The following is a 230-nucleotide window of genomic DNA, read 5'->3' on the forward strand; positions in this document are numbered from 1 at the left end:
CGTTCAATATTATTTTGGCGGGGGTGAGGGTTGGGTGTAATATATTCCCCATTCCCTTTTCAATCCCCTTCCGGCCGGTGCGGCCACGCCCATGTCCCATCCCTGCATGACGTGCGGCGCCTGCTGCAACCAGTACCGCGTGGCCTTCCACTGGATGGAATCGGACGATGGCACCCCCGGCGCCGTGCCGCACCAGCTGACCGAGCCGCTCGACCCGCACCGCCTGTGCA

The 230-nt window shown here is 63.5% G+C and carries 1 pseudogene; it reads left to right on the plus strand.

Annotated features, from left to right (window positions below):
* Positions 1-91: 91 nt before the first annotated feature.
* Positions 92-230, plus strand: a pseudogene (locus tag ACQG3P_RS25425) (YkgJ family cysteine cluster protein); the annotation flags it as partial.

The organism is Stenotrophomonas sp. SrG, from assembly GCF_050031795.1.
Taxonomy (GTDB): Bacteria; Pseudomonadota; Gammaproteobacteria; order Xanthomonadales; family Xanthomonadaceae; genus Stenotrophomonas; species Stenotrophomonas rhizophila_A.